This window comes from Nitrospinota bacterium, from assembly GCA_016208975.1.
In the GTDB taxonomy this organism is placed as follows: domain Bacteria; phylum Nitrospinota_A; class UBA7883; order UBA7883; family JACRLM01; genus JACQXA01.
Window position 1 is genome coordinate 197,605 of sequence record JACQXA010000004.1, and the last position, 22,040, is coordinate 219,644.

Below are 22,040 nucleotides of genomic sequence, written 5' to 3' on the forward strand. Positions count from 1 at the left end.
CAGGAATAAAAATAACAAAATTAACCTACAACCCATGCAGGTTCGGTTACAATTGTCACTTTTACCGGCTCCGTCTGGCTGGGGGCGCGGCAATTCATACTTGTAAAATTACGAAGAGGCAACCGTTTAAACAATGGCGGGCGAGTACATTTTCACCATAAGCGGGCTTTCAAAGGCTTATGGGCAGAGAGTAGTTCTGGACAACATAAACCTCTGCTTCTACCACGGGGCCAAGATTGGCATCGTAGGCGAGAACGGCTCGGGTAAATCCACCCTGCTTAAGATCATGGCGGGGGTGGAGACCAATTTCAACGGCACAGCCCAGCCTCTCAAGGGGATACAGATAGGTTACCTTCCGCAGGAACCCATGCTGGATCCCTCCAAAAACGTCCGCCAGAATATCGAGGAGGCTTTCGCCCCCATAAAGACCCTTATAGCCGAGTATGAGGCTTTGAGCGAGAAAATGGGGGAAACCATGGCCGACGACGAGATGGAAAAGGCCATCGAGAAAATGGGGAGGCTCCAGGACAAGATAGAAGCGCTAAACGGCTGGGAGCTGGACAGGCAGGTGGAACTGGCCATGGACGCGCTGATGTTACCGCCGGACGACATGGACGTAACCAAACTCTCCGGCGGCGAGCGGCGGCGGGTGGCCTTGTGCCACCTGCTCCTGCAAAAGCCGGACATCCTGTTGCTGGACGAGCCCACGAACCATCTGGACGCGGAAACGGTGGAATGGCTGGAGGGCGCCCTGCGCGAATACCCGGGCAACGTGATAGTGGTCACCCACGACAGGTATTTCCTGGACAACATCACCAAGTGGATACTGGAGCTGGACAGCGGCAAGGGGATACCTTTCGAGGGAAACTATTCATCGTGGCTGGAGCAGAAATCCGCCAGGATGGCGCAGTCGGAAAAACAGTCATCCAGCCTTCGCAAACACATGGTAAAAGAGCTGGAGTGGATTCGCTCCGCCCCTGGCGCCCGCCGGTCCCAGAACAAGGCCAGGGTAAGGGAATACGAAAAACTGGCCGCCTCCGCCCAGAAGGGGGTGGACGTGAACTCGCTTGACATCCAGATAGCCCCCGGGCCCGCATTGGGCGAGCAGGTGGTGGAGTTTAAGGGAGTCTTCAAAGCCTATAACGGCGGGGAGCTTATAAAGGATTTGAGCTTCATCGCCCCCCGTGGCGCCATAGTGGGCATTATCGGCCCCAACGGCGTGGGCAAGACCACCCTGTTCCGCATGATAGTGGGGCAGGAACAGCCTACGGCTGGCGAGGTCGCCATTGGGCAGACCGTGGCGCTTTCGTATGTGGATCAGCACAGGGACGACCTGGATGGCTCCAAGACCGTATATGAAGAGCTGTCGGGCGGGGCGGAGTTCATAGAGATGGCCGGGCGGCAGATAAACTCCCGCGCATACGCGGCCCGGTTTAACTTCCGCGGGCCGGACCAGCAAAAGAAAGTGGCCAACCTCTCCGGTGGCGAGCGCAACCGGTTGCATCTGGCGAAGCTTCTGCGTCGCGGCGGCAACACTCTTCTGCTGGACGAGCCCACAAACGACCTGGACGTTGCCACCCTTCGCGCCCTGGAAGACGCCATTATGGAGTTTAACGGGTGCGTTTTCGTGATAAGCCATGACCGGTTCTTCCTGGACAGGATTTGCACCCACCTCATCGCCTTCGAGGGGGACTGCAAAGCCCGATGGTTTGAAGGGTCTTTCCATGAGTACGAGGAAGCCCGGCTAAAGGAGCTGGGTGGCCGGGACGAGAAGAGGCGGAGCAGATACAAAAGGCTTCCGCTTTAAGACGGGCATGGCGCCTGTCTGCGGCAAGCTGAAGGCTGAATGGCGATGAAAGGTCTTTTGGAGCCTCTTGGGCTGGTGTTCGGGGACATCGGCACCAGCCCCATCTACACCCTTACGGTAATATTCCTGCTGTTAAAGCCCACCGAGGCCAACGTGCTGGGTGTGCTTTCTCTTGTTACCTGGACTCTCATAATCCTCGTATCCGCCCAATACGCCTGGCTGGCCATGAGCCTTTCAAGGGAGGGCGAGGGTGGCGCCATTGTGCTGAAGGAAATTCTGCTCTCCCACTTGAAGCCGGGGCGGAGAGCCGTTTTTATCATGATCCTCTCCTGCGTAAGCGTTTCGCTGATGATAGGCGACGGCGTGATAACCCCCGCCATAAGCATTTTAAGCGCCGTGGAGGGCACGCGGCTTATCCCGGCTTTCAGCGACCTGGGCCAGGACAAGCTGATAATAGCCTCGGCGGCCATAGCGGTAGCGTTATTCCTTTTCCAGCGGCATGGCACGGAGAAGGTGGCCGGAGCCTTCGGCCCGGTGATGGTGGTGTGGTTCCTGGCCCTTGCCGTGTCTGGAATCGCCTCCATATCCACCATGCCCAAGGTGCTTTCCGCGGTAAATCCTTATTACGCGGTAACGTTCTTCGCCAATCACGGCATCGCCGGATTTTTCATTTTGGGCGAAGTTATCCTTTGCGCAACCGGTGGTGAGGCGCTATACGCGGACATGGGGCATATCGGCGCCAAGCCGATAATAAAGGCCTGGCGGGTGGTATTCTTCGCCCTGCTACTAAATTATTTCGGGCAGGGGGCATATCTGCTTCAAAACCCCAAGGCCGGGAACATCCTTTTCGAGATGGTTTATTCTCAAGCGGAAGTGGTTTACATCCCATTCCTGTTATTAAGCGTCATGGCAACCATCATAGCCTCGCAGGCCATGATAAGCGGCATGTTCTCCATAGTGTTCCAGGGGATCTCCACGAACATATTCCCCCGGATGAAGGTGGATTTCACCTCCACCCGCCTGCGCTCGCAGATTTACATCGGTTTCGTGAACTGGTTCCTGCTGTTGTCGGTCATTTTCATAATGATGGAGTTCGGCGAGTCCGCCAAACTGGCCGCCGCCTATGGCATAGCCGTTTCCGGAGCCATGACCGTTACCGGAATAATGATGACCTGGATTTTCATCATGAGGCGCGCATGGGTGAAGGCCGCGGCGGGCTTTGTGATAATGGTGGTGGACTGGGCTTTCTTTACAGCCTGCATGACCAAGATACCCCACGGTGGCTACTGGTCGCTCCTCATCGCCTCCGCCCCGCTTACGATGATTCTCATTTACATCTACGGCCAGCGGCGGCTGTACCGCTCCATGCGGCCGGTGGAGATGGGGCTATTCCTGGACCAGTTCAAAATGCTGTACTCCGCCAGTAGCAGGATAAAGGGCACCGCGCTTTATTTCATCCGCGACACGGAGAGGATACCCCCGTATATCCTGCATACCATGTTCAAGAACGGCATTATTTACGAGGACAACCTTTTCGTTTCCGTGAAAACGCTGGAGACCCCGTTCGGCGTGAATTATTTCTTCCGTGGCGGAATAGCCGACGGGTTGAGGGTGTTCGAGATCAACCTTGGGTACCAGGAGGTGCTGGACCTGGAGAGCATCCTGCGCAAGTCGGGCATCAACGAGAAGACAATTTTCTACGGAGTGGAGGACATCGTAACGAAGAACTTCATCTGGAGGATCTTCGCGCTGATGAAAACCCTCTCGCCGGCCTATGTGAAGTTTTACAAGCTCCCGTCAAACCGCCTGCACGGCGTGGTGACGCGGGTGGATATGTAGAGCTGGTTGACACTAGCGGCCCAGGAATATACAAAACAGGATGAAGCTTTTCAGCCCAAATCCTTAATCATTTTCCTTATAGTTTCGGCGAGGGGTTTAACTTTATTTGCGCAAATCCAAAAAACCTGTTCGGCGTCAATATCGAAGTAATGATGGGCTATTATATCCCGGAAACCAATTGCGCCTTTCCAATCAATTTCAGGATACCTGGAAAGCAAGCTACCCGATGTAATCTTGTCGATATGTTTCAAAGCCTCACCCATTGCGGCAAACCGCATACAGATGCTGTCCATTTTTTCCTTCCCGGCAGGGGAGTCCGTGAAATCGTTTGCAGCATGAATATGGGCGGAACGGTTTTGTATGGTCTCCAGGGCTTCGTCTATTTGCTGGAGAATGGATATAACAAGGCTCCTGTCAAACATACAATCCCTCCTGCTCTATCCTTTTTTTAAGAAAGGGGTTCATCCGGTCACGCACCCGGATAATATCGACATGTTTCCCGACAAGGCTTTCGATATCCTCCTTGATGTGCACCAGCGCAAACGCGTCTGGAGTACTCGTCTTCACGCAAATGTCCACATCGCTATCAACATGGGCCTCATCCCTGGCGACAGAGCCAAAAACGCCTATCTCAAGAATTCCGTATTTTTCAGCGTAGCGCCGCTTGTAATCGCGCAGAATATCAAGAATTTCCTCTCTTCCCATGTCACGCTCCGATATTGGCCATCAGTAAAGCCATTGTAACGCTTCAGCTCCGCAGGGTTCTTCTTTTATTGAGCCGAGGTATCCATCACGAGCGTCACCGGGCCGTCGTTCACCAGGGCCACTTGCATGTTGGCTCCGAACACGCCGTTCTTTACGGAAACGCCCAGCTCTGAAAGTTTAGCCGAAAACGTATCCACCATCGCCCTGGCTTCATCGGGCGGGGCGGCTTTGTCGAACCCCGGCCTTCTCCCCTTCCGCCAGTCGCCCAAAAGGGTGAACTGGCTAACCACAAGCGCCTCGCCATTCACTTCAAGAAGCGACAGGTTCATTTTCCCTTCCCTGTCGCTGAACACCCGCAGGTTGGCTATTTTGCCAACCAGGTAATCCGCCTGCTCCAGTGAATCCCCTTTGGAGGCGCCAAGCAGTATCAGCAATCCATGACCAATGGCGGCCACCTCCTTCCCCTCCACAGATACCGAGGCGGTTGTGACACGCTGGACCACGGCAATCATCCCCTGCCCCGTTTAAGTTTGTTGACGATCCGGTTCTTCACCGCCACGGCTTCCGTGGAGCCCAGCGCCAGCATGGTTCCGTAATAAACCGCCGTGCCCAAAGCCACCGCCACCATCAGGTGCGACGCCCGTTCCAGCAGGGGCGCGCCGTAGCTGAAAAGATAATGGGCGTATGCGGTTATAACGCCCCCCATCACAGCCGACGCGAGCGCCATCATCGTTAGTGACCGTACTATTTTCTTGCCGTCTATGGGGCCGATCTTTTTCCTCAAGAGCCACAGCAGGACGCCCATGTTCACGAACGACGCCAGCGATGTGGCCAGGGCCAGCCCGCCGTGGGCCAGCGGCCCCATGAAGACAAGACATAAAGCCACGTTGACAACCATGCACCAAGCGCCAATCCTTGTGGGGGTTTTGGTGTCTTTCAACGCGTAGAAAGCCCCTACCACCACCTTTACTCCGGAGAAGGCAGGAAGCCCTATGGCGTAATAGATAATGGCCAGCATGGTTCCATATCTCGCCGCCGAGTCGAACTCACCCCGCTCGAAAAGCACGTTGGCTATTGGCCCTGCCAGCGTCACAAGCCCCACCGTAGCTGGCATTGCTATAAAAAGCGTGAGCCGGAACGCATGGGACATAAGCTCCACCAGTTTCCCGCCCCCCTTGGCGACGTCGAGGGACATGGCCGGGAGCGACGCCACCCCAACCGCCACCCCAAACACCCCCAACGGGAATTGCACCAGACGGTTGCCGTAATATAAGTACGATATGCTCCCCTCCGGCAGAAGGGATGCCAGCAGGGTATCCACGAAAGTGTTTATCTCCGCCACCGCCATTCCCACGGTGGCCGGGGCCATGAGAAGGCCTATCTTGCGGGTGTCGATATCCTTGAAGTCGAACGAAGGGATGAAGCGCCACCCCATCCTTTTCAGCTCCCACAACTGCATCCACAGTTGCAGAACGCCCCCAAGCATAACGCCCACGGCCAAGGCTACTGTTGGCTCCTCGAACCAGTCCCGCATCAAAAGGGCGCAGGAGATTATGCTCACGTTTAGCATGGTGGGCGCGGCGGCTGGGATGAAGAACTTCCCCATGGAGTTTTGCATGGCCATAAGCACCGCCGCAAGGGACACGAACAAAAGGTACGGGAACATTATGCGGGTAAGGAGCGTGGTAAGCTCGAAGGTGTGTTGGCTTACCGTAAACCCCGGCGCCATCACCTTCACAACCCACGGGGCGGACAAAACCCCGGCCACCGACACCACCGCCAGCGCCACGCCAAGGATGGATACTATGTTGCACGCCAGGGCGAACGCCCGGGGCTTGCCCCCTTTTTCGTAAACCTCGGTGTAAACCGGCACGAAAGCGGCTGTCATTGCCCCCTCGGCGGTGAGCCTTCGCAGAAGATTGGGAATGCGGAACGCCACGAAAAACGCGTCCGCCGCGGTGGTTGCCCCGAAGAGGTGGGCGATGAGCATGTCCCGCGCGTACCCGATAACCCTGGACACAAGGGTGGCGGCGCTCACCACGCCGGCGGCTTTTATTATCTTTTCTTTTTGGGATTCAGGCGCCACGCTGACCGCTTAGCGGAATCACTCGGCGCTGTAAGCAAAACCGGCGGCCACGGCGTCGGGCGCGGCTTTTCGCAAGTGGGCCGTCACGAAATGTTTTATATCCTCGGCGGCGGACATGGTGAGGGCCTGCCGGGCAACCTCCCGGGCATCCGCCACGCTGATGGAGCGTATGAACTTTTTCATCCGCGGGATGGAGTGCACATCCATGGAAAGCTCCCGTACGCTACCCATTCCCATAAGGAGGAAGGCCGAAATAGGGTCGCCGGACATCTTGCCGCACACCGACACCGACAGGCCAGCCTTCGCCGCGGCGCTCATGGTCTGCGATAGCATCCTCAGGATAGTCGGGGAGAGGGGCTGGTATAGATAGGCCACCCGCTCGTTCATCCTGTCTATGGCCATGGTGTATTGGATAAGGTCGTTGGTGCCGATTGAGAAAAAGGAGCAATGCTTGGCCAGCTCATCGGCGATTATCACCGACGACGGGGTCTCTATCATTATCCCCACCTCTATATCCTTGTCGAAAAGGTGGCCCTGAGCGTTCAGTTCCCCTTTCACCTCGCCAAGGATATAGTTTGCGTGGATAAGCTCCTCCGGCATGGTGATTAGCGGGTACATTATCTTGAGTTTCCCGAAAGCCGACGCCCGCAGGATAGCCCTAAGCTGGGTGCGGAACACCTCGGGCTTGCTGAGACAGTAGCGGATGGCGCGCAGGCCCAGGGCCGGGTTGGGCTCCACCTCGAAATAATCGCCGCCTGTGGCCAGCTTGTCGCCGCCTATGTCCAGCGTCCTTATGATGGCGCAGTGGGGCGCCACGGATTGGGCCACTTTCTTGTAATCCTCGAACTGTTCCTCCTCATCCGGCCATTTTGTGCGGTGGATGAAAAGGTATTCCGTGCGATAGAGCCCCACCCCCTCCGCGCCATGCTCGGAAAGATGGGCAAGGTCCTGCGACGATTCTATGTTGGCCAGCACCTTCACCTTCTCGCCGTCTATGGTGGTGGCGGCAAGATGTTTCTGGGCGTGGAGCTCCTGGTCGAAATACAGATATCTCTGTCTGCGTTTAGTGTACTTAAGGAACTGGTCCTTGGCGGGCATGTGAACAACCTCGCCCAGGTTCCCGTCCACAATTATCGGGTCGCCCGAGCGCACCCTCTGCGACAGGGTTTTAAGGCCCACCACCGCCGGAATGTCCATGGAGGAGGCTATTATCCCCGCGTGGGAGGTTTTTCCGCCAACGTCTATGGCGAACCCGATGACCTTGGCGGGGTTCAGCTGGATGGTGTCCGCCGGGCTCAAATCGTGCGAAACGATGATAACAGGCTCCGTAAGGCTGGCCAAAGAAACCGTTTCCCCCTGGATGAGCCTTCTTTGGATCCTTGTGATAACCTGCTCTATGTCGTTGAGCCGTTCGCGGAAATACTGGTCCTTTATCTTCGAGAAACTGGCCTGGTATTTTTCCAGCAGGCTTTTGAGGGCCCATTCTGCGTTACAGCTTTTGGACTCTATTATCCCCTGCACCTCTTTTAGCATGAGGGGGTCGTTCAATATCTGTATGTGGGCGTCGAAGATAAGGGTGGGGATGTCCATCTCCGATTCGCTCCGGGCCGTCTCCGCCAGCTCCGAAAGCTCCGCGCGCAACTGATCCACGGCGCTGTGGAACCTGTCTATCTCGGCGTCCAGCTCATCTTCATGCAGGATATGCTCCAGCACGCATATCATGTGCCGGTCCAGCACATAGGCTTTCCCTATGACTATCCCGCTGGAAGCCGGGATGCCGAAAAGGACGTTCTCTTCCGCCGGTTTATGCGTATGGCCGTCCATCAGGTCTCCCCGAAATTGGACTGGATAAGGGAAACAATCTCACTCACCGCCGCCTCGCCGTCTTCACCCGTGGCCTGGATGGAAAGTGTGTCGCCGTTCTCGGCGCAAAGCGAAAGCAGTTCGGTTACCTGCCTGCAATCCGCCGCATCGCCCCCTTTTACAAGCCTTATGTCGCTTGTAAAACGCATGGCTGTCTTGGCTATGGCGAACGCCGGGCGGGCGTGCAAACCCCATTTGTGGGTAAGCGTCAGGGTCTTTTCCACTTTCGTCTCCGAGCCGGTCATCTTCTTCCCGACAAAACCTCCGAAGCCACGAAGATGTTGTTCCTGCCATAGTCCCGCAAACGCTGGGCCTTTTCCTTCAATGACAGGTTGTCCTCCATGAGCGTGGCGTGGATGAGCAGGGGAAGGTTCACCCCGGCCACGATCTCCATCCGCTTGTCGTCCATCATGGACATGGCTATGTTGGAGGGAGCCCCGCCGAAAAGGTCGGTCAGCACCACAACGCCCCCGTCCCCATCGCCCATCATTTCATTTATGGCCTGCTCCACTATCTGCCGGGCCATGTCCACCTCAACGGCGTGGTCCACCGCCACGGCCCGGAACGAAGGCTGGGGCCCGGCGATAAACTCCAGCGTCCTCAAAAGCTCCGACGCCAGCGCGCCATGGGCTATGAGCAGGTATCCGGTTTTCATGACGGCTCCCCTCCGTTCATTCCGAGGTTTAGTGGCGTCTTAACCCAGGTTCTCATCTTCTTCCGCCAGGATGGGGTAAATTAGCGAAGGGTCTTGCGCCTCTTCCATCCTGCTCCGGAACCGCTCGCTCTTAAGTAGCCTGGAAACCCGCGCCAAAGCCTTTAAATGGGCCCCCGTGGAGTTTTCCGGCGCCAGCAGTAAAAACACCAGCTTCACCGGCTTGTCGTCCACGGAGAAATACTCCACCCCTTCTTTGGACACGCCAAAAGCCCCGGTTAACTCCTTTACCCCGGCGGTCTTGGCGTGAGGTATGGCCACCTCGTCCCCTATCCCGGTGGAGCCCAGCTTCTCCCGCGCCAGAACGGCCGCAAGCGCTTCTTCGCCGCCGGAGATAGCGCCGCTTTCCGCCACCAGGGCGCACAATTCCCCCAATATTTTTTCCTTCCCGCCGGAAAGGAAACCCCGCAGGCAGTTTCCTTCCGGGAGAAAATCCGTTATCCGCATCCGCCCGGCTTGCCGCTACAGGTTTGTCAGGCTTCGGTGGCCCTGATCCGCTCTTCGCCGGCGCCCCGTTTTTTGTCCTGAACCTTGCCTTTGAACTTGTTGGCCTGACGGTCTATCTTGTCCATCACGCTGTCTATGGCCGCGTACATGTTCTCGTTGCGGTCCTCCCCATGCAGATCCACCCCGTTGGCGTGAATGGTTACCTCGGCTATTTGCGAAAGCTTCTCCACCTTCAAAATAACGTGGGCGTTGATCGTGGTGTTAAGATATCGCCGGACCCGGTTCACCTTCTCCTCGGTGTACTCCCTCAGGGCGGGGGTTATCTCTATGTTGTGTCCAGTTATGGTTATCTGCATGACTTCGCTCCAATTCTCGAAAAGTTAAAGGAACAGCTTCTTCCGCTTGGAAGTGGACGGTATCATCAGTTCCTTGCGGTATTTGGTCACCGTCCGCCTAGCTATTTTCACGTCCCTGCTCTGAAGCAACTTGACCAACTGATCGTCCGTGTAGGGTTTGGACGAATCCTCCTCCTTCACTATCTTTTTTATCATTTCCTTCACCCGGACGGAAGACATGTCGTTACCTAAATAAGAGCCGACCGCCGAGTGGAAAAAGAACTTGAGTTCAAACAGCCCCTGCGGGGTGTGAATGTACTTGTTGGTGGTGACGCGGCTTATGGTGGATTCGTGCATCCCTATGTCGTCGGCCACATCCTTGAGTATCAATGGCTTGAGATAGTTCATGCCCTTGTCCAGAAACTCCCGCTGGAACTTCACCAGGGAGCGCCCCACCTTCAGCATGGTCTGCCTTCTCTGTTCGATGCTCTTGATAAGCCAAATGGCCGAACGGAATTTATTTTCCACATAATCCCTGGTGGACCGGTTATCCTCGCTCTTGTTTTTGAGGATGGACTGGTAATACTGGTTGATGTGGAGCTTGGGGATACCCTCGTCGTTCAGGAACACCTGGTAATCCTCATCAACCTTCACAACGAAAAGGTCCGGGGTGATGTAATGGGTCTCCTCCGGGTTGTATTGAAGGCCGGGCTTGGGATCCATCTCGCGGATGGTCCGCACCGCGTCCACCACGTCGTCAACTTCCGCATCCTCGGCTTTGGCTATTTTGGGGAAATTTCGCTCATCCAGCGCGGAGAGGTATTTGAGCACCAGCGTTTCCACCAGCGTGCCTTTCAGCCGGTTGCTGTACACCTGCAGAAGCAGACATTCCTTCAGATCCCGGGCCGCTACGCCAGGAGGGTCGAAACTCTGAACCAGGATAAGCGCGTCCTCAATCTCATCCACCGAAACGCCCGCCTCCTGGGCCAAAGCCTCCAAGGGCTCTTCCAGATACCCTTCGTTGCTTATGTTGCCAATTATGAGGTCCCCCAGCCGTTTTTCCTCCTCCGATACTGCGGAGCAGTTCAACTGCCATATAAGGTGCTCTTCAAGGCTTTCTTTCTGGCGGAGGGTGTTTTCAAGGCTGGGACGCTCAACGAAACCGTCCCCGGAGCCCCCTTCGTAAAGGTCGGACTGCATGTAAGCGTCCCACTCTATGTCATCCTGGGCTTTTTGGGGAGCGGCGTCTTCCAGCGAAGCCTGTTCCTCATAAACCTTGTCCGCCTGGCCGGGAAGGGGCGATTCCTGGTCCACAACCGGCTCTAACGGCTCTTCCCCGGCGGCGGCCCGCGCCTCTTCCTGTTCCTCCTCGGTTTCCTGTAACTCCTCCAGAAGCGGATTCTCTTCCAACTCCGCCCGGATGGCCTGCAGAAGCTCCAGCCTGGTCATGGGCAAAAGCTTGATGGCCTGTTGCAACATCGGTGTCATCACCAGACGTTGCGCCATGCGCATCTGGAGCTTCATTTCAATACCCATAGGGTCTTAATCAACCTTTAAGTCTGTTGTGTCAAAAAGCGGCAATATTGCTGAAACCTGATGGCGCCAGACAGCTTAACCAAAAATTATGCCACAGGCGGTAGTTTGGCTTCGGAACGTTTCTTGCCAGCCGGTAATGCTGAAAAAACAAAACCCCGTTATTTCAGCCAGTTCTATTTTAGCGAAAAATTCTGGCCAAGGTAGATATTTCTTGCCCTTTCGCTTTGCGCGATCTGGGTTGGAGCCCCCTCTTCGATGATTTTACCTTCGCTTAAAATATAGGCCCGGTCGGTGATGCAGAGGGTGTCCCTAACGTTGTGGTCGGTAATTAGAATGCCTATACCCTTTTCCCTCAGTTTCAGCACCAGCCCCTGTATGTCGGCCACGGCTATGGGGTCAATCCCGGCGAATGGCTCGTCCAGAAGGATAAACGAAGGGTCGGGACAGAGGGCGCGGGCTATCTCCAGCCGCCGCCGCTCGCCGCCGGAAAGCGACAGGGCGATATGGTCCGAAAGGTGGAGGATGCCGAACTCGTCCAGCAGGCTCCGGGCTTTCTCTTCCCGCTCCCTGCGGGAGAAGGGAAGGTTTTCCAGGATGGCCATTAGGTTTTCATAAACCGTAAGCTTCCTGAAAATGGAGGGTTCCTGTGGCAGATAACCTATACCTATCCTCGCCCGGGCGTACATGGGCATATGGGTGATGTCTTCACCATTGTAGGTAACCTTCCCCTTGTCGGCCCTGGCCAGCCCCACCACCATGTAAAAAGTGGTGGTCTTGCCAGCCCCGTTGGGGCCTAGAAGACCGACTATCTCCTGGTTGGTCATGGAGATGGAGACGTCGTCCACCACTTTTCTGCCCCGGTAAACCTTGGAGAGGTTCTCGGCGCTCAATGTTTTTTCAGCCGGTTCGCTCATTTCTTCCCGGAGCCTTGCGACGCTTGAGCGGGCTTTTCGGAGGGTTTGGCCTGACCAGCGGGTTTTTGTTCCTCTTTCTGGTACAGGATAACTTTGGCCGGGGCGCCCTGGCCGCTGATTATCTCCATGTCTTCCCTGTCGAAATAATAAATCACCTTCTCGCCGGTGGCCGTGTTCTTCCCCTGGGTCAGAACCGGGTCCCCGGTGAGCACAACCGTGCGGCTGTCATCGAAATAGTTGGCCTTTTTGCCGGTGGCCACTTTGTCTTTATGGGTTATTTTAACCGAACCCAAGGCTTCCATTTCCCTAAGTTCGTTCTGGGCGTCGTCGGAAAAAACGTGCATCTCTTCCGACTCCACCACAAGCTTCCCCTTCACCGCCACCACATCGCCGAAAAACGATATCTTGTTGCTCTTGCTGTCGGACACCATACGCTGGGATGTGATTTGAAGCGGGGCCTTCTTGTCTTCCTGGTCATCCTGAAAAACCCCGGCCGCCCCTTTTTTGCCCTTTGGCTCTTCCTTTACAGCGCCAGCCGCCAAAGCGTTCAAAGGATATAGGCCGCCCCAGGCCATTAGTAAGGACAGCGCCGCAACTACGATAAATCTCATTTATTCTCCGGGAAGAACACCGCGTTCACGTCGTTTAATATCTCCACGGTCTTGTCATCCATTTTAGCCGTCATGCCTTTTCCGGTAAGGGTGAACCGCTCACCGAATACCCTCACCTGGTCATCGGTGTGGATTTCCCTGGAAGCGTTTATCCATTGGGCGTTCTCAGTTATCAGCGCATTGCCGGATCCGTCCCGCGCCAGCACGCCGCCAGTGGCGTATATGTCTTTCTCGGGGTTCTTCAGGGTTCCCCGGCGGGCGGTAATAATCACCGTGCCATACTCGCCGGAATACGAGACCACGGTAAAATTCTCCATATCAATGCGGGACTCGTCCAGAGCCACCGACGCGGTTTCCGCCACCAGCTCCAGGTCCTCCTTGTTCTTCATTTTCTGGGTCAGCCGCACACCGCGCAATGTCATGGCCTCTTCGGTCAAAACCAGCGGGGACTTTTTCGACAATAATCCGCCGGACACCCCAAGAAACAGCCAGCCCGCATAACCAGCCGCCAAAATGACGATGGCGGTAACAATTAATTTAATCATGCCCGCCAGCCCGGTCCGCCTACCATCCGTCAGCTGGCCAGGCGGCCATGGATTCCCGCCGATTCAAAAAGACGGCTTGCGATTTCAATGAACTCCACCCTGGCAGTAATGGTAAGTAGCCGCTGGGTCTCTTCCAAATCCTCGATCTTCACCCGGATGAATTCCAGGGATTCCACGTAAGTGAGCCGCTCGGCCCATTCCACAATGGTAACCCGGGCTCCGGAATCCTCGAAAAGCCCGATTGTCTCAATTTCCTCATCGCTTTTCAAGCGATACAGGTCCGCATGGCGGATGGGCGGCGTATGGGGATAGTCATTAATCAGGGTGAATGTGGGGGAACGCACTATGACCGCCTTCGGCAACCCAAGCCCACGGCAAACGCCTTGGGTGAGTACGGTCTTACCCGCCCCCAAATCCCCTTCCAGCAAAACTATATCGCCGGTTTTCAAAACGTTACCCATCAGCTCACCTATTTTTCCGGTCGTCTGCGGGCTGGTGGAAAGGAGGGAAAGCGCCCCGGTTTTGTTCGTCACAGCAGGTTTAACCCTGGGTTCCAGCCGGTAGGACGGCGAGGGTAGTGGGGAGGATTATGGTGAATGTGGAGCCTTTTCCAAGCTGGCTCTCCACGGTAATAGCGCCGCCATGGGCCTCCACCGCCATTTTGCAAAAGGTAAGCCCCAAGCCGGATGAAAACCTCTTACGCCGGTCGCCACCTTGGTAAAACTTGTCGAAAACCCTCTCAAGGTTATCCTTATCCATCCCTACACCGGTATCCGCCACGGAGAGAACCACTTTGTCCTTTCCTTCACTTCGGACCGATACTGTTATCCGCCCCCCCTCGCCCGTATGGTTATTGGCGTTAGCTATCAGGTTCCAGATTACCCGCCCCAGTACAGCCTCGTCCACCATGGCAAGAAGCGATTCCCCGGCGGTTTCAAAAACCACTTTCTTATTCTCCCGGGCGGCCATACCCGAGGCTTTTTCCGTCCGGTTTTTCGCCAAGGCCACCACGTCTTTTGATTCCTGTTGCAGGCGGAACCGCCCTTCTTCCATCTTGCTGATGTCCAGGATGTCCATGATCATCCCCATCAATTCACCGGCGGCGATGTCTATTGTTTCCATCAGTTCCTGGCCAAACTCGTCAAAAGCCCTGTCTTTCAGGATGGATAGATTCCCGGTAATCTCCATCACAGGCCCTTTTAAGTCGTGCACCAGCATGTTGGTCATGGTTTCCTTGAAACCCTGCAATTCAACAAGTTTGGCATTCAACTGTTGAAGGTTGTTCCGGTCTTTCTGCACTTCGGAGGTAAGTAGGGCGGTTACTATTATCCCTGAGATGGTGGATAGCAGGAACTCGTCGTCATCCGAGAAACTGCTCAGATCAGGTTTGTCGGTGACGTTGATGACGCCGATGGCCTCGCCCTGGAAATTTATGGGCAGGGTAAGGAAATGAGAGCCTTTATATTCCTGCCGGTCGCCCTGGTGGCTTTCCCGCCGCGCTCCCAGGTTTTCCACCAATATGGGCCTGTGTTCCCGTACGGCGATAGAGGCTACCGCCTGGGCCGTTAAAGGCTGGGTTACACCTATCAGGGAATGGTTCGTGGCGGCCCGCACCACCAGCGTGTTCCCCTCCAAGAGCATTATGGAGCCGCGTTCGGCCCCCACGGCCGCCAAAGCCATTTGAAGGACATGGTTCAGGTTCGTCTCCAGGCTTTCGCCGGTGGAGGCTATCTGCCGGGCCGCCTGGGCCACGGTTTCAAGAAGCCGCACCCTCTTTTCATAGGCATGCTTCCGCAGATGATCCATCGCCATTTCCGCCAGCATGGGGAAAAGCTGGGATCCGCCGGCAGTCCGTTCTTTTGGCATCACCAGCGCGTCGCCAGGTTTTACCTTTTGCGCCACGTCCACGGATAAGGGACTGAAGAAACATATGGTAAACGGCCGGGCCATGGCCGGGATCTCCCCCATGGCGTAAAGGTAACGCCCAGCCTCGGCGTGATCCATGTCCAGTATCAGCAAGGCGGCGCCGTCCGGATTGTCCACCATCGCCGAATTCTCCGGGCTTGTAACCGGAGAGACACGCCAGCCGATGCGCGCAAGCCCGGAACTGACTATGAGCGAGAAACTCTCGTCCCCGGTCAAAAGCGCCGCGTGGCGTTCCGCTGAAATTTGAGTCATGATCTAATATATGCGCAAGCCGTGTCCGGGCGGGTAATTTTAATTTATTAAAGGATTTTAATGGCTATCCCTTCGCCGCTCAACGTTATTTTAATCCGCCATGGCCAAACCACCGGCAACCGTGACGGTGTGGCCCAAGGGCAAACAGACACCCCTTTAACGCCTGAAGGGGTAAACTCCACACTTATAAAGGCAGGTAAGGTTGGAAATATGGCCTTCGATAAAATGTACTCCAGCGACCTTAAAAGGGCCGTGGAGACGGTGGAAATCCTGCGGGGCGTCCTGCCCGGTTTGCCCCAGGTGGAATATGACCCGGATTTGCGGGAAATAGATTTCGGCGACCTTTCCGGCAAACCAAAAGAAGAGATAATGCCGCAAATCCTTCTCCACAAGGCCTATCCCGGGTTGCGATATCCGGGCGGTGAATGTGGGGATGATCTTTGGCGGCGGGCCACACGATTCTTCAACAAACTGGCAAACGGTGGCTCATCCGGCCCGGCGCTGGTGGTTACCCATTACGGGATAATGGAGACCGCCGCGAGAATATTTAATCTTGTTCTTCCGGACGCGCCCGTTCACGTTGGAGATGAGGATGTATGGAAGATAACGCTCCACGGGAACTTTTCAGCGCGGCTGGAGGTTTTATAGACAGGAAGCGGATACGGGCTGAAAAATAGCTAAGAAACCGTCATCTTTCCCGGGCGCATGTGATGAATCATCAGTTGTTGCTGATTCTGTTCTACATAACGCTTGCCATATTTTTCCTTGCCGCCATGCTCATGGCCGTTCACCAATGGCGCCAGGCGCGCAGGCGCGAGGAACTGTTGATGGGTGTGATCATCGCCCTCAACGAACTCATGGAGCTCAAAGACGGCTATACTGAGGGGCACTGCGCCCGCGTAAAGCGGTGGGCGCGGGATGTTGGAGGCGCTCTGGGCTTAAAACGCGGGGAGATTGATGAAATCGCCATCGCCGCCATGATTCATGATATTGGTAAAATTGGGGCGCCGGACGAGATCCTGCGCAAACCTTCCCCCCTCACTGAAGGAGAATACGCGGTAATTAAAACCCACCCCGCGCTTGGAGCCAAGGCGTTACACTCCCTGCAGTGGTTTGTGCCGATGGCCCGGATAATAAAACACCATCACGAGCGTTATGACGGCGCGGGATATCCCGATGGCCTGCAAGGAGAGGGAATTCCCGTTGGAGCGCGCATTGTGGCGTTATTGGACGCCTATGATGCTATGACTTCCAACCGCTCATACCGCCCAGCCATGGAGAGGAAAAAGGCTTTGGCCTTCATCCGTGAAGGGCGCGGAACGCAATTCGACCCGAAAATAACCGACATATTCCTTGCCATCCTGGAAAATGGGGGGAAATTGAGCCATGATCCTGTTTGCGGAATGGCGGTTAAAGAAGATATCTCCATTGTTTACAAGGGCCGTAGCTACTATTTTTGTTCCAGGACCTGCCGGGAGGAGTTTGAAAATAAACCTGAAAAATATGGACGGTGAAATAACCGGAATGACACCAGACTATTCCTCCGTTTTAGGATCTGCCGCTGGCGGCCCTATTTTTTAAAATAGAGTTTGTATATCAGATGGCATCTGCTTTTGGCGCCAGCTTTGCGCATTATGGATGCAATGTGTGTCTTAGCCGTCTTCTCGCTAATAAAAAGCTTTTCGCCGATTTCACGGTTGGACAATCCCATCAATGTGAGGCGGGCGATCTGCCCCTCTCTGGCGGTGAGGGAGTATTTGCTGGTCATTGGAAACGCGCCATTGTCCTCCGCGCCCGGCGCCTTTGCCCGCAAAACAACGCCGGCAAACGCGCTGGCGATGGCCGGTGCAACCAAAGTGAGCGCCGCTTTCTCCATCCGGGTATAGTCACTGGCGCCCGGCGGCCTGTGAAACGCCACCGTGCCTGTGGTTTGGCCGTGAAACACCGCGTTCAAAACCATGGTTTGGCACAGACCCATCGGCTTGAAAAAATCCTGATAATACTCGCTGTCGAGGAACGACGATTTTTTGACCACATCGTTTTCCGAAAATCCAATATTGTTAAAGCGCGGATCGCCCACAGTATTCAATACAGGGCTCACGCTGAAATAGCGTTCGTTATACCGCTTGATATTTTCAGCGCTGTCGCCGATATTTTTTGTGGCGAAAAAGTCCGGCAGGGGGGCAAGGGTTAAAGGGTCCTGGGCGTACAGCGCCGCCGTTTCGTGGGGAACAATGGAGCCCGCCTGTTTGAAAATCACCTCCGTCAGATCATCCATGGTCCTGGTTTCCGACAGATCATTGGCCAAACGCCAGGCCTTCCTTAACGTTGCGGCGGGCAGCTTGCGGATCGTTTGCCTGATATTCATTACACTATCCATCCGGGTGGATAAGCATAATTTAAACTATTTTTTGATAAATACAAGCTGAATTATTTCAAAAGAATAGAGCCTGAAACAAAGATAAATCGTCAAAAAATACAACTTTCGGCGTATTCATTTTATTGATTGGATTGAATAAATTAACAGCGACGGTAAATCCCATTGCCGGGGCATTGCGGAATTAATAAGCGGATATTTCTTGTCATTGCGCTGTGTACGCAGGGGGCTATATGAAAGTCGAATTGGCGCTTTCCAAGGGTATCAGATGTCTGGCGATATTGTCATTGGCGTTGGCTTTGACAGTGGCCCCTGCCCACGCCACCACCTTTACCGTCAATGACACAGGCGACGCCCATGACGCCAACCCCGGCGACAACATCTGCGCCACAGCCACCTCGGTGTGCACCTTGCGCGCCGCGATTGATGAAGTGAACATGGCCGCAGGCGGCCACACCATCGTTATCCCCTCCGGCACATACACTATCACCGGCGCTTTAGGCGACGACCTTAACGTTAGCGGAGACTACGACATAAGGGATAGCGTCACCATCACTGGCGTTGGCGGGCCAATATTGGATGGCGGAGCTTTGGATAGGGTGTTTCACATCACCGGAGCCTATGTTGTGTCCATCACAGGGGTTACGATCCAAAACGGCAATTCTGGAACCGGTGGTGGCATATACAACCCCAGCGGGACAGTGACAATTTCCTCATCCACCATCAGCGGTAATACCGCCGCTGGTATCTGGAATAGTGGGACAGCCACTATTTCCTCATCCACCATCACCGGCAATAACGGCTCTGGAATCTACAACAGCGGAACCATGACATTGACCAACGCCACCATCAGCGGCAACCAGTACACGGTGTCCAACGGCGGCGGCGTGATCGCCTCAGCGGGCTCCATTACTTTCACCAATTGCACCATAACCAACAACAGCTCCATAACCGCCGACGATGGAGTTTACAGGACAGGCGGAAACATTACGTTTAATAACACCATCATTGCCAATAACGGAGATGGTAACGATTGCACCGGCATCCCCGGCGGTTCGTCCACCGGGTACAACCTGGACAGCGACAACACTTGCAACCTTACAGCAGGGACGGACATCCCCGGTTCGGCGCTGGCCAACCTTGGCGCTCTTGCCGATAACGGCGGTTCTACGCAGACCCATGCGCTCCTCACAGGCAGCGCGGCAATAGACGCTGGTGATTGCAACGGCGGGGCTGTCACAACCGACCAGCGCGCCGCGCCAAGGCCATATGGATCAGCTTGCGACATCGGGGCGTATGAGTATGGAGCTGTGGCTTCGGCGAGTGGTTCTTCATCGTCTGCTTCCCCCACCGCCGGTTGCACCGACTATCACGCCACAAACTTTAATCCCGCCGTTTCCATTGATGACGGGTCTTGCATATTCCCCGATCCTGATCTGGGCGATGTCTCGCAATCGGTAAGTTTTGGCCCGGTGGCGATGACCAGAAGCTCGACGCAGACCATCGTCATAGAGAACGGCGGCCCCATATCCACATACATCTACGGCGTGGACATATCGGGAAGCGGGTTCACGATTGTCAGCGACACTTGCACCAACCAGCCGGTGATACCGGGCCGGTCATGTGAAATCGTTGTCTCTTTCAATCCCGGCGCCGAGGGTGGTTTCACAGGATCGCTGGAGGTTTGGACGAACAACGCAAAATATTATCCGTTGACCATCGCGTTGAGCGGTTCCAGCTCTGGACTTCCGCCCACAGAGCCAGCGCTGATGGCGCCAGGCGACGGCGAGACCATTACAGGGACATCGGTGACGTTGCAATGGACTCCCGGCCAGGCGCCTGACGGCGGCCCGGTGACCAACAAGGTTTATATTTGCGAATCGGCGGACTTTACCGGATGTTCAGAACCAGCGGCGACTGCGCGGTCATCTGGCGCGGCGGTTCCAGCGGCGTTTGTGGTGGTGATGGGGCTTCTGGCGCCGTTGGGGATGCGGACACGGCGGGGGCGGACATTGATGATTGCGTTCATGCTTGTAGCGGGATCCGCGTTTGCATCCTGCGGCGGCGGATCGTCCAAACCTTCCGAAACGCCCAGTTCGTCCGGCTCCATGCAATACACTGCCAAAGGGCTCAAGGCGAATACAACCTACTATTGGAAAGTGGCGACGGAAAGCCAGGAGGGCGCTTCTTCCGAAAGCGCCGTTTACAGCTTCACCACAGGTGGATGAGAGGAAGAGACGCGCCGGAGAGATTCCCGCGCGGTATGCGGAGGGTAATCATGACACACCACTTCAGGTTCTGCTTGATCCACTTGAAGAACAGCTCGACTGCCCTGTCAAAATGAAATCTCGGAGCGAGTTTTATCAGTTCCGAGAACACGGTTCCTATTTTGGTCTGGCCTGATCCTACTTTTCTGGCAATGGGTCTACTCAAACTCATTATCCGGTAGAAAAAGCGCTTCAGGCCAGACCAGCTAAACTTTTACCGGACAGTAGTGATCTAAATTAGGTAGTGTCTCAGTTTGAAAGTACTGGGGAGACTCTTCACTTACACTCAGAATGACAATATAAAAGCCTTTGAAAACATTGTCATCCTGAGCGAAGCGCAAGCGGAGTGAAGGATCTGTCTGTTATTTGAGATTCAAACTGGAACACCACCCTAAATTAAATATGATGTTTTCTCGTGATGCCTTAAAATGATGATGGGAATAATTTGGCGCAAAGTGACATGACTAGCGATAAACTGGCCGCGAACACACAGACGACCCCGGGCATGACCATGTCGTTGTTCGCCGTGGCGGAACATGGCGTTAAAATTTCCCCGCCCATGAAAACCACCAGCCTGATAGGTTTTGGAAACCGGCTGGATCATTTCCAGGCCCGCATAGGCTGGCGGCGGGAAGGCCACAGGGTTGCGCCGGGGCTGTATGAACTGGGGGCGCCTGGGAAAGAGTCGCCGGTGTTTGTCACCGCCAACTACACTTTGAGCTTCGACGCTTTGCGCTCCTCCCTTTCCGGGATGGACGCTTACATACTTGTACTGGACACCAAAGGGATAAACGTTTGGTGCGCGGCGGGCAAGGGAACTTTCGGCACGGAAGAGCTTGTCCATCGGGTGAAAGCCGCGGGTCTTAAAGCGTTGGTAAACCATCGCAAACTGATACTCCCCCAGCTTGGCGCCGTGGGGGTGGCGGCCCATGTGGCGAAAAAGAACTGCGGATTCAAGGTGGAATACGGCCCTGTCCGCGCAAAGGACATAAAGGATTATCTGGAAAACGGGGCGGCGCCGGAGATGCGCCGGGTCAATTTCGGATTGATTGACAGGCTCACGCTTATCCCCGTGGAGTTCAAGCATTTCTTCATCCCCATGGTTATCGCCTCGGCGGTAATGTTCGCCCTGGCGGGAACCACCGGCGTTTTGGCGGCGCTTACGGCGTTCACCGGCGGACTGGCGCTGTTCCCGGCGCTACTGCCTCACCTGCCATTCAAAAACTTTTCTTTGAAAGGTTTTGTATTGGGCGTCGCGCTGGCTTTGCCATTTACTGTAATGGCTTTGATGAACGAAACAGACGCGCTGACCGGCGCCGGATGGGCATTGGGTTATCTTCTGGCCATGCCACCGGTGACGGCGTATCTGGCTCTGAATTTCACAGGCTCCACCACCTTCACGTCTGTGACCGGCGTTAAAAAGGAGATTTCCATCTACACGCCCATTCTGGCCAAGCTGGCCGGGGCTGGCACGGTTATGATGGCGATATTGGCCGTGTCGAGGTATTTATGACCACGCTTTTTAACAGTTACTATATCGAGAACACGCTGGAGTTCAACGCGGACAAATGCGTCAATTGCGGCGTATGCGTAATAGTATGCCCCCATGCCGTTTTCGCGGAAAACGGGGGTGTTGTAAGCGTGTCTAAAAAATCCGCGTGCATGGAGTGCGGCGCCTGTATGAAAAACTGCCCCGTGGACGCAATAAAAGTGGACGCGGGGGTTGGATGCGCCAGCGCCATGATATACGCGGCCATTTACGGAGGCGAACCCACCTGCGGTTGCGACAGCGAAGGGAACCAGGCGGGGTGTTGCTGA

23 protein-coding genes are annotated in these 22,040 nt (G+C 55.3%); 7 read left to right on the plus strand and 16 right to left on the minus strand.

The features are described 5' to 3' along the window. Positions 1–133: 133 nt before the first annotated feature. Both ettA and HY751_04470 read left to right on the plus strand, forming a co-directional pair. Positions 134–1,807, plus strand: coding sequence for an energy-dependent translational throttle protein EttA (gene ettA, locus HY751_04465; protein MBI4665647.1), 1,674 nt, complete (start codon positions 134–136; stop codon positions 1,805–1,807). A 45-nt stretch (positions 1,808–1,852) separates the two neighbouring features. After that, a complete protein-coding gene (locus HY751_04470) occupies positions 1,853–3,646 on the plus strand; it encodes a KUP/HAK/KT family potassium transporter (GenBank protein MBI4665648.1) in 1,794 nt (597 codons plus the stop codon). A 50-nt stretch (positions 3,647–3,696) separates the two neighbouring features. Here HY751_04470 and HY751_04475 read toward each other — a convergent pair whose 3' ends face one another. The 15 genes from HY751_04475 to HY751_04545 form a co-directional block, all read right to left on the minus strand. Then, a complete protein-coding gene (locus HY751_04475) occupies positions 3,697–4,068 on the minus strand; it encodes a DUF86 domain-containing protein (GenBank protein ID MBI4665649.1) in 372 nt (123 codons plus the stop codon). Beyond that, the gene (locus HY751_04480) at positions 4,061–4,351 is read right to left on the minus strand and encodes a nucleotidyltransferase domain-containing protein (protein ID MBI4665650.1); all 291 of its coding nucleotides are present in this window, start codon (positions 4,349–4,351) and stop codon (positions 4,061–4,063) included. The genes HY751_04475 and HY751_04480 overlap by 8 nt, the downstream gene beginning before the upstream one ends. Positions 4,352–4,416: 65 nt before the next feature. After that, positions 4,417–4,863 carry a D-tyrosyl-tRNA(Tyr) deacylase gene (locus HY751_04485; protein MBI4665651.1) on the minus strand — a complete coding sequence of 149 codons (447 nt, stop codon included), beginning with the start codon at positions 4,861–4,863 and terminating at the stop codon, positions 4,417–4,419. Further along, complete coding sequence (gene murJ, locus HY751_04490; GenBank protein MBI4665652.1) at positions 4,860–6,437, minus strand: murein biosynthesis integral membrane protein MurJ; 1,578 nt, start codon at positions 6,435–6,437, stop codon at positions 4,860–4,862. Before murJ ends, HY751_04485 begins: the two co-directional genes overlap by 4 nt. 18 nt (positions 6,438–6,455) lie before the next feature. After that, a complete protein-coding gene (ptsP, locus tag HY751_04495) occupies positions 6,456–8,261 on the minus strand; it encodes a phosphoenolpyruvate--protein phosphotransferase (protein MBI4665653.1) in 1,806 nt (601 codons plus the stop codon). After that, positions 8,261–8,545: an HPr family phosphocarrier protein gene (locus tag HY751_04500; GenBank protein MBI4665654.1), complete on the minus strand. Its 285-nt coding sequence runs from the start codon at positions 8,543–8,545 to the stop codon at positions 8,261–8,263. Before HY751_04500 ends, ptsP begins: the two co-directional genes overlap by 1 nt. Continuing rightward, the gene (locus HY751_04505; protein MBI4665655.1) at positions 8,542–8,955 is read right to left on the minus strand and encodes a PTS fructose transporter subunit IIA; all 414 of its coding nucleotides are present in this window, start codon (positions 8,953–8,955) and stop codon (positions 8,542–8,544) included. The genes HY751_04500 and HY751_04505 overlap by 4 nt, the downstream gene beginning before the upstream one ends. 39 nt (positions 8,956–8,994) lie before the next feature. After that, complete coding sequence (locus HY751_04510; GenBank protein ID MBI4665656.1) at positions 8,995–9,459, minus strand: PTS sugar transporter subunit IIA; 465 nt, start codon at positions 9,457–9,459, stop codon at positions 8,995–8,997. Between the two features lie 26 nt (positions 9,460–9,485). Beyond that, positions 9,486–9,815, minus strand: a complete 330-nt coding sequence (gene raiA / locus HY751_04515) for a ribosome-associated translation inhibitor RaiA (GenBank protein ID MBI4665657.1) — start codon at positions 9,813–9,815, stop codon at positions 9,486–9,488. Between the two features lie 24 nt (positions 9,816–9,839). Continuing rightward, entirely contained in the window at positions 9,840–11,330 is a 1,491-nt protein-coding gene (gene rpoN, locus HY751_04520; GenBank protein ID MBI4665658.1) for an RNA polymerase factor sigma-54, read from the minus strand. Positions 11,331–11,503: 173 nt separating this feature from the next. Further along, complete coding sequence (lptB, locus tag HY751_04525; GenBank protein MBI4665659.1) at positions 11,504–12,244, minus strand: LPS export ABC transporter ATP-binding protein; 741 nt, start codon at positions 12,242–12,244, stop codon at positions 11,504–11,506. Then, positions 12,241–12,855 (minus strand): lipopolysaccharide transport periplasmic protein LptA, encoded by a 615-nt coding sequence (lptA, locus tag HY751_04530; protein ID MBI4665660.1) that lies wholly within the window; start codon positions 12,853–12,855, stop codon positions 12,241–12,243. Before lptA ends, lptB begins: the two co-directional genes overlap by 4 nt. Further along, the gene (gene lptC / locus HY751_04535) at positions 12,852–13,400 is read right to left on the minus strand and encodes an LPS export ABC transporter periplasmic protein LptC (GenBank protein MBI4665661.1); all 549 of its coding nucleotides are present in this window, start codon (positions 13,398–13,400) and stop codon (positions 12,852–12,854) included. Before lptC ends, lptA begins: the two co-directional genes overlap by 4 nt. Before the next feature lie 29 nt (positions 13,401–13,429). Then, entirely contained in the window at positions 13,430–13,861 is a 432-nt protein-coding gene (gene tsaE, locus HY751_04540) for a tRNA (adenosine(37)-N6)-threonylcarbamoyltransferase complex ATPase subunit type 1 TsaE (protein ID MBI4665662.1), read from the minus strand. Between the two features lie 79 nt (positions 13,862–13,940). Next, a complete protein-coding gene (locus HY751_04545) occupies positions 13,941–15,578 on the minus strand; it encodes a GAF domain-containing sensor histidine kinase (protein ID MBI4665663.1) in 1,638 nt (545 codons plus the stop codon). Between the two features lie 60 nt (positions 15,579–15,638). Between HY751_04545 and HY751_04550 the strand changes: the two genes are divergently transcribed. Next, positions 15,639–16,226 carry a histidine phosphatase family protein gene (locus tag HY751_04550; protein ID MBI4665664.1) on the plus strand — a complete coding sequence of 196 codons (588 nt, stop codon included), beginning with the start codon at positions 15,639–15,641 and terminating at the stop codon, positions 16,224–16,226. 62 nt (positions 16,227–16,288) lie between these two features. Further along, positions 16,289–17,092 carry an HD domain-containing protein gene (locus HY751_04555; GenBank protein ID MBI4665665.1) on the plus strand — a complete coding sequence of 268 codons (804 nt, stop codon included), beginning with the start codon at positions 16,289–16,291 and terminating at the stop codon, positions 17,090–17,092. 56 nt (positions 17,093–17,148) lie between these two features. Here HY751_04555 and HY751_04560 read toward each other — a convergent pair whose 3' ends face one another. Next, complete coding sequence (locus HY751_04560) at positions 17,149–17,556, minus strand: hypothetical protein (GenBank protein ID MBI4665666.1); 408 nt, start codon at positions 17,554–17,556, stop codon at positions 17,149–17,151. Between the two features lie 632 nt (positions 17,557–18,188). Here HY751_04560 and HY751_04565 point away from each other — a divergent pair. From HY751_04565 to HY751_04575, 3 genes are all read left to right on the plus strand, one after another. Continuing rightward, positions 18,189–20,183, plus strand: a complete 1,995-nt coding sequence (locus tag HY751_04565) for a choice-of-anchor D domain-containing protein (protein ID MBI4665667.1) — start codon at positions 18,189–18,191, stop codon at positions 20,181–20,183. A 550-nt stretch (positions 20,184–20,733) separates the two neighbouring features. Beyond that, on the plus strand, positions 20,734–21,735 hold the full coding sequence (locus HY751_04570) for a carbon monoxide dehydrogenase (GenBank protein ID MBI4665668.1): 1,002 nt from the start codon (positions 20,734–20,736) through the stop codon (positions 21,733–21,735). Continuing rightward, the gene (locus tag HY751_04575) at positions 21,732–22,040 is read left to right on the plus strand and encodes a 4Fe-4S binding protein (GenBank protein MBI4665669.1); all 309 of its coding nucleotides are present in this window, start codon (positions 21,732–21,734) and stop codon (positions 22,038–22,040) included. The genes HY751_04570 and HY751_04575 overlap by 4 nt, the downstream gene beginning before the upstream one ends.